The 5,617-nt window shown below is 45.0% G+C and carries 6 protein-coding genes and 1 pseudogene; 3 read left to right on the forward strand and 4 right to left on the reverse strand.

The annotated features are described in order from the left end of the window. The 4 genes and pseudogenes from PX481_RS00260 to PX481_RS00275 form a co-directional block, all read right to left on the reverse strand. A pseudogene (locus tag PX481_RS00260) lies at positions 1 to 77 on the reverse strand (50S ribosomal protein L25); the annotation flags it as partial. A gap of 27 nt (positions 78 to 104) precedes the next feature. Continuing rightward, a complete protein-coding gene (locus tag PX481_RS00265; RefSeq protein ID WP_288093030.1) occupies positions 105 to 1,448 on the reverse strand; it encodes an adenylosuccinate synthase in 1,344 nt (447 codons plus the stop codon). Positions 1,449 to 1,575: 127 nt separating this feature from the next. Further along, the gene (locus tag PX481_RS00270) at positions 1,576 to 1,743 is read right to left on the reverse strand and encodes a hypothetical protein (protein ID WP_002759244.1); all 168 of its coding nucleotides are present in this window, start codon (positions 1,741 to 1,743) and stop codon (positions 1,576 to 1,578) included. A 60-nt stretch (positions 1,744 to 1,803) separates the two neighbouring features. Then, entirely contained in the window at positions 1,804 to 2,967 is a 1,164-nt protein-coding gene (locus PX481_RS00275) for an LptF/LptG family permease (RefSeq protein ID WP_288093033.1), read from the reverse strand. Between the two features lie 207 nt (positions 2,968 to 3,174). On the opposite strand from PX481_RS00275, the gene PX481_RS00280 reads away from it, so the two are divergent. The 3 genes from PX481_RS00280 to PX481_RS00290 all read left to right on the forward strand — a co-directional run. Next, the gene (locus PX481_RS00280) at positions 3,175 to 4,227 is read left to right on the forward strand and encodes a dipeptide epimerase (RefSeq protein ID WP_002759247.1); all 1,053 of its coding nucleotides are present in this window, start codon (positions 3,175 to 3,177) and stop codon (positions 4,225 to 4,227) included. Beyond that, positions 4,220 to 5,263 carry an N-acetyltransferase DgcN family protein gene (locus PX481_RS00285; protein ID WP_288093036.1) on the forward strand — a complete coding sequence of 348 codons (1,044 nt, stop codon included), beginning with the start codon at positions 4,220 to 4,222 and terminating at the stop codon, positions 5,261 to 5,263. The genes PX481_RS00280 and PX481_RS00285 overlap by 8 nt, the downstream gene beginning before the upstream one ends. A 147-nt stretch (positions 5,264 to 5,410) precedes the next feature. Then, a partial coding sequence (locus PX481_RS00290) for a hypothetical protein (protein WP_288093039.1) occupies positions 5,411 to 5,617 on the forward strand: 207 nt, incomplete at its 3' end.

Raw genomic sequence — 5,617 nt, forward strand, 5'->3', positions numbered from 1 at the left:
GGGATCAAACCCTGACGACGTAGGGCCCTGGGGTTAATATTTTCGGGTCTTTTTTGACATTCAACGCTAACTTGCATAGTTGACTAATCCTCTTTGGCAATGATTTAAAATTCGTAATTATCCCAAGGCGAGCCATTTTCGTCCAAAAGAGCGCGTTTTGGCCCATGAATGGGGTCTTCAACGATGATGGTTTGGTCGCGACTAGCTCCTAGGGAGATAATAGCGATCGGTACTTCCATGATCGCCCCCAGGAATTTTAGATAATCGAGGGCCTGTTTGGGCAGGTCTTCCAGACTGCGACAATCGCTGGTGGGTTGTTGCCACCCCGGCATCGTTCGGTAAATCGGTTGACAACGGGCGAATTCCATCGCACTGCTGGGCAAATGGCGACAGGTTTTGCCGTCCAATTGGTAGGCAACACAGACTTTGATTTCCTCTAGGGTATCGAGAACATCTAATTTGGTGATCGCTAGACAGTCTAAACCATTGATTCGCACCGCGTAACGACCGATCACCGCATCAAACCAACCGCAGCGACGACGACGGCCGGTGGTAGTCCCGAATTCCGCCCCACGATCGCATAATAACTGCTCGATCTCCCCCTCTAATTCCGTGGGAAATGGACCTTCACCTACCCTAGTGGTGTAAGCTTTGGCCACACCGATCACTCGATCGATTACCGTTGGACCAATGCCAGAACCCACACAAGCACCCCCAGCGATCGGATTGGAGGAGGTAACGTAGGGATAGGTTCCGTGATCGAGGTCGAGTAGGGTGCCTTGGGCCCCTTCAAAAAGAATATTCTTACGCTTGCGGATTGCTTCGTAGATTTTTAGGGAACTATCGACCACATGGGGACGCAGTTTCTCGGCATATTCTAGATATTCCTCGATCACCGTCTTCGCATCTAAAGGCGGTAAGTTATATAACTTTTCTAAAATGACGTTTTTATAATTGATCGTCCATTCTAGTTTTTGCCGCAGATTCTCGGTATTGATCAAGTCGATGACTCGAATACCGATGCGCTCGGATTTGTCGGCATAGGTGGGGCCGATACCCCGTCCCGTGGTGCCGATTTTATATTTACCCCGTTTTTCCTCGGATGCTTGATCGAGCAGCCGATGATAGGGCATAGTGACATGAGCCGTTTGCGAGATATAGAGATTGTCGGTGGTAACATTGAGGGCGTGTAATTGCGCCATCTCTTTGAGTAACACCGAGGGATCTATGACTGTTCCTGAGCCGATTATACATTCCGTATCCGGGTAGAGAATCCCAGAGGGAATTAGATGGAGTTTGAACGTTTGACCCTCGACGACGACGGTATGACCCGCATTTACGCCACCTTGAGAACGCACCACCACATCCGCCGATCGACTCAGCAGATCCGTGATTTTTCCTTTTCCTTCGTCGCCCCACTGAGCGCCGATTACAATAACGTTAGCCAAGGTATTTTAGTCTAGCTAAAGTTCACACAAACTCCTATTATCCCTCTTGGCGAATACAACTGTCAAGTTATCTCTCTTAGCTAATTGTGGGGAGAAGGCGAGGGGAAAACTCGCCTATTTTCAGGGTTTATTGACCTTCCCGACTGATTTGACGCTCGATAGTTTCGATAGCGGCATTTAATCCCGCTAGACGGGTTTCGAGGTCGTCGCGCATCCATTTGAGGAATGTTAATTTACGCTCTTGACATTCTTGACGGGAAGTGCTGCCACAAGTGTTAAAGAAGAAGGGAAACATAGACTAAGGGGCCTGCTATAACTCTACGTCTCCTATCTTGACGAAAATTTTCAAAAAAGTCTAACCGTTAAGTCGCCATAATAACCACAGACCTAACCCAAAACCGAAAAAGTTAGGCAGCCAGGCAGCTAGGAAGGGGGAGAGGGTGGCGGTTAGTCCCAAGCTGCCCACTAAGAAGTTTAAAAGATAATAGAGGAAAACAATGGCGACACTGAGACCGAAACTGGTTCCCCGACTAATTCTTTGCGGTAGAGAACCCAAGGCACAGCCAATGGTAGCAAAGACGATACAGACAAAGGGAAAGGCGATTTTTTGCTGGATTCGCACTTGAAAAAACCTGACTCTTTTCTCATCGCCACTGAGTTTGAGCAGTTGCACATATTCGATCGCCTGTGGTATGTTCATCTCGTAGGGATCGCGGCTTTGACGAGCAAAATCGAAAGCGGAGCGAGATAAAGCGATTTTTTCGGCTTTAAAGGGGATAACTTGGCTATAGGAGGCGTTAGGGGGGGTTAATTCATAGATAATGCCGTTAAAAAAGTCCCAGACGTTATCGACGGCATTCCAACGGGCCGAATCGGCGATAATAATTTGATTTAATTCTTCTTTTTGCCAACGGATAACGGTGACAGTTTTCATTTTTTCACCGTCAAATTGTTCGGCATAAAATAAACTTCTTAAATTGCGATTAATCGTACCATTTTCTAGGGTTTTTATTTCATAATCGGGATAATAAAAATCTTTATTTTTCCAAAAACTTGCCTCTTTATTAATTTTCTGAACTAAAATTTCTGTGGCTCGATAATTAGCATTGGGAACCACATATTCATTTAATAAAAATGTCACCACTGTCACTATTAAACTCAGGCAAAAAGTGGGTATAAAAAGACGGTAAAGAGTGACTCCACAGCTTTGCAGGGCAACGGTTTCGCTATCACTACTTAAACGACCGTAGGTGATTAAAGTGGCCAGCAAAAGAGAAACTGGTAGGGAATAAGTGACAAATTCTGGCACTTTTAACAGGAGAATTTCTAGGGCCGAAGCGAGGGGTAGATTCGCATCAACTACCTGATTAGCTAAATCGGAAAGATTGCCGATCGCTACTCCCAAAGAGGCAAATAAACCAACACTAAATAAAAATGGGGGTAGTAGTTGGCTGATCAGATAGCGATCAATGAGGGCAATACCTCCATTTACCCAGTAAGAAATCTTTTTCTTAATCATTGATTTTGGTTAACTCACTCCTATTTCATCCCATTTCCTAACCCGCAGCCGTCTTGCCTACACCTTCGGTTAGCCTATCATATTTTGTCTTTGACGAAAAACACCGCCGGAAGTTGTATGATTGCGGGGAGAGTGGACAGAAGTAAGGATTTGGGTAAGTGTAGATAATTTTTCTGTTCCTATTCCCCGATCATCCCGAGGTGAATTATGCTGCTAAACTGGCAAACTTTTACTATTCATAAACGAGTACCTTTAAGGATTAGTCGCGGCACTACCAGTAAAAATACTAATATTTGGCTGCAAATTAGCGAGGAAAATATCGAAGGGTGGGGAGAGGCATCCCCTTTTGATATTACCAGTGAGGAGAAAAAACCCGATAAAATCCTGCAAGAATTAAACTCGATCGCTCCTCTTTTACAATCTTTTCACCCCTGTCAACGCCAAGAAATTGAGAAAATTTTATGGCAAAATCAGATATCTTCGGCTACTCGTGCCGCTATTGACACGGCGCTGCACGACTGGTTAGGCAAAAAAGCTAATTTACCTCTCTGGCAAATTTTTGGACTCGATCGCTCTTTAATTCCGCCGGTTTCTGTTACTATCGGTTTAAATTCTCCAGAAAATGTGGGTAAGAGGGTGTTAGATTGGCTAGAAATCGGCGATTTTAGCTTATTAAAAGTCAAATTAGGCTCACCGGACGGTACAGAAGCCGATCGAGCTATAATTCTGGCTATTAAAGCAATTGTCCCCCATTTGCCCCTAACTGTCGATGCTAATGGTGGTTGGAAATTGAGCGATGCGGTGAAAATGTGCCAATGGTTAGAGGAAAAAGGCGTTATTTATGTGGAACAACCCCTATCTGCGGGACAAGAACGAGATTTAATCGATTTATACCAAAAATCGCCCCTACCTATCTTCGTCGATGAAAGCTGTTTTTCCAGTCAAGATATCCCGAAACTGGCCGATCGAGTCCACGGCATTAATATTAAACTAATGAAAGCTGGTGGATTAGCCGAAGTGCAAAGAATGATTCATATTGCCCAAGCTTGCCGACTGCAAATTATGTTCGGATGTTACTCTGATAGCAGTTTAGCCAATACTGCCCTAGCACATCTTGGCCCGCTTGTCAACTATCTTGACCTAGATAGTCATTTAAATTTACGCGATGATCCCTTTACGGGTTTAAGCTTGGAAAGGGGACGTTTACAACCAAATAATTCACCCGGTTTGGGTGTTAGTTTACGGACAGAAGATGACTAATTATTTGACTCCTGACAAGAAAGTAGCGATTCTTCTCCACGAAGGAATCAAAGGAACTCGCGGCAAAACCGGATTAAGTTATCTGCGTTACGGAAAAGCGCAGGTAGTGGCGATTATTGACGCAGAAAGCGCCGGCAGCGCCTTAAAAGAAGTGGCTGGAATCGATCGCCCCTTGCCGATTGTTGCTACTGTTAGGGAAGCTCTAACCTATCATCCCGATACCCTGTTAATTGGCATCGCACCCTCAGGAGGCATTTTACCACCCCATTGGCTAGAAGAAATCAAAGAGGGGGTAAGGGCAGGGTTATCCCTCGTTAATGGACTCCATACACCCCTAAAACCCCTTTTTTCTCAGCTTAAACCGGATCAATGGATTTGGGATATCCGTCTGGAACCCCAAGACTTAAAAATTGGGCAAGCGCGGGCGAAAAATTTAACCTGTCAGCGTATTCTAACGGTAGGGACGGATATGAGTGTGGGCAAAATGTCCACTAGCATCGAATTACATCGAGCAGCCTCAGAAAAAGGGCTAAAATCGCAATTTTTAGCCACTGGACAGGGGGGAATTATGATCGCGGGGAAAGGTGTACCCTTGGATGCAGTGCGCGTCGATTATGCTGCTGGTGCGATCGAGGCTTTGGTGTTAGAATCGGCAGAAAATAACGATATTTTGTTTATTGAGGGTCAAGGCTCTCTTTTACACCCTGGATCCACTGCTACCTTGCCCTTAATGCGTGGCAGTCAACCAACGGGGTTAATTCTCGTCCATCGCGCTGGACAAATTCATATCAAGGATTTACCAGATATTCTCATCCCTCCCCTAACGGAAGTGATTAAACTCTACGAAATGACTGCCAGCGCCGGGGGAAGTTTCGGGGAGGTGAAGGTAAAGGGGATTAGTTTAAATACTTTTCATCTTAGTCCGGAGGCGGCAGTTAAAGCTATAGAAACTGTGCGGGAGGAAACGGGGTTATTTTGTACCGATGTTGTCCGTTTTGGCGCTCAAGGGTTATTATCAGTTATCAGTTATCAGTAATCAGTTATAAGTGAGCAGTAATCAGTTATCAATTCAACCACAGTCGATGGTGGTGCGTTACGACGGATTGTTAGCTTGAAGTTAAAGCGGAAATTTTGGCCGTCTAACGCACCCTACTGGACTGGGTAATAGGTGTAGGGGTAATTCATGAATTACCCCTACAATTACGTTTTTTTGGATGTTGTCAAAATTTCTCTTGACAAAGGCAGCTTGACAGGATACTATATTCATAATGGAAAATCCGTGCGCCTACAGACCCTCTTTTCCAACGGTCTTAACTATGATTGGTTCATTCAATCAATCTTCATCTCTAATCCACTCTTAACTAGCTCCCTAGTCATAGTTCATCATTCA

This window comes from Microcystis sp. M53603_WE2, assembly GCF_030065435.1.

What these genes read in the sequence shown, in the direction of transcription:
- PX481_RS00270 (WP_002759244.1), bottom strand. Translation starts at nt 1,743, where the DNA reads ATGTTTCCCTTCTTCTTTAACACTTGTGGCAGCACTTCCCGTCAAGAA.
- PX481_RS00275 (WP_288093033.1), bottom strand. Translation starts at nt 2,967, where the DNA reads ATGATTAAGAAAAAGATTTCTTACTGGGTAAATGGAGGTATTGCCCTC.
- PX481_RS00280 (WP_002759247.1), top strand. Translation starts at nt 3,175, where the DNA reads ATGCTGCTAAACTGGCAAACTTTTACTATTCATAAACGAGTACCTTTA.
- PX481_RS00285 (WP_288093036.1), top strand. Translation starts at nt 4,220, where the DNA reads ATGACTAATTATTTGACTCCTGACAAGAAAGTAGCGATTCTTCTCCAC.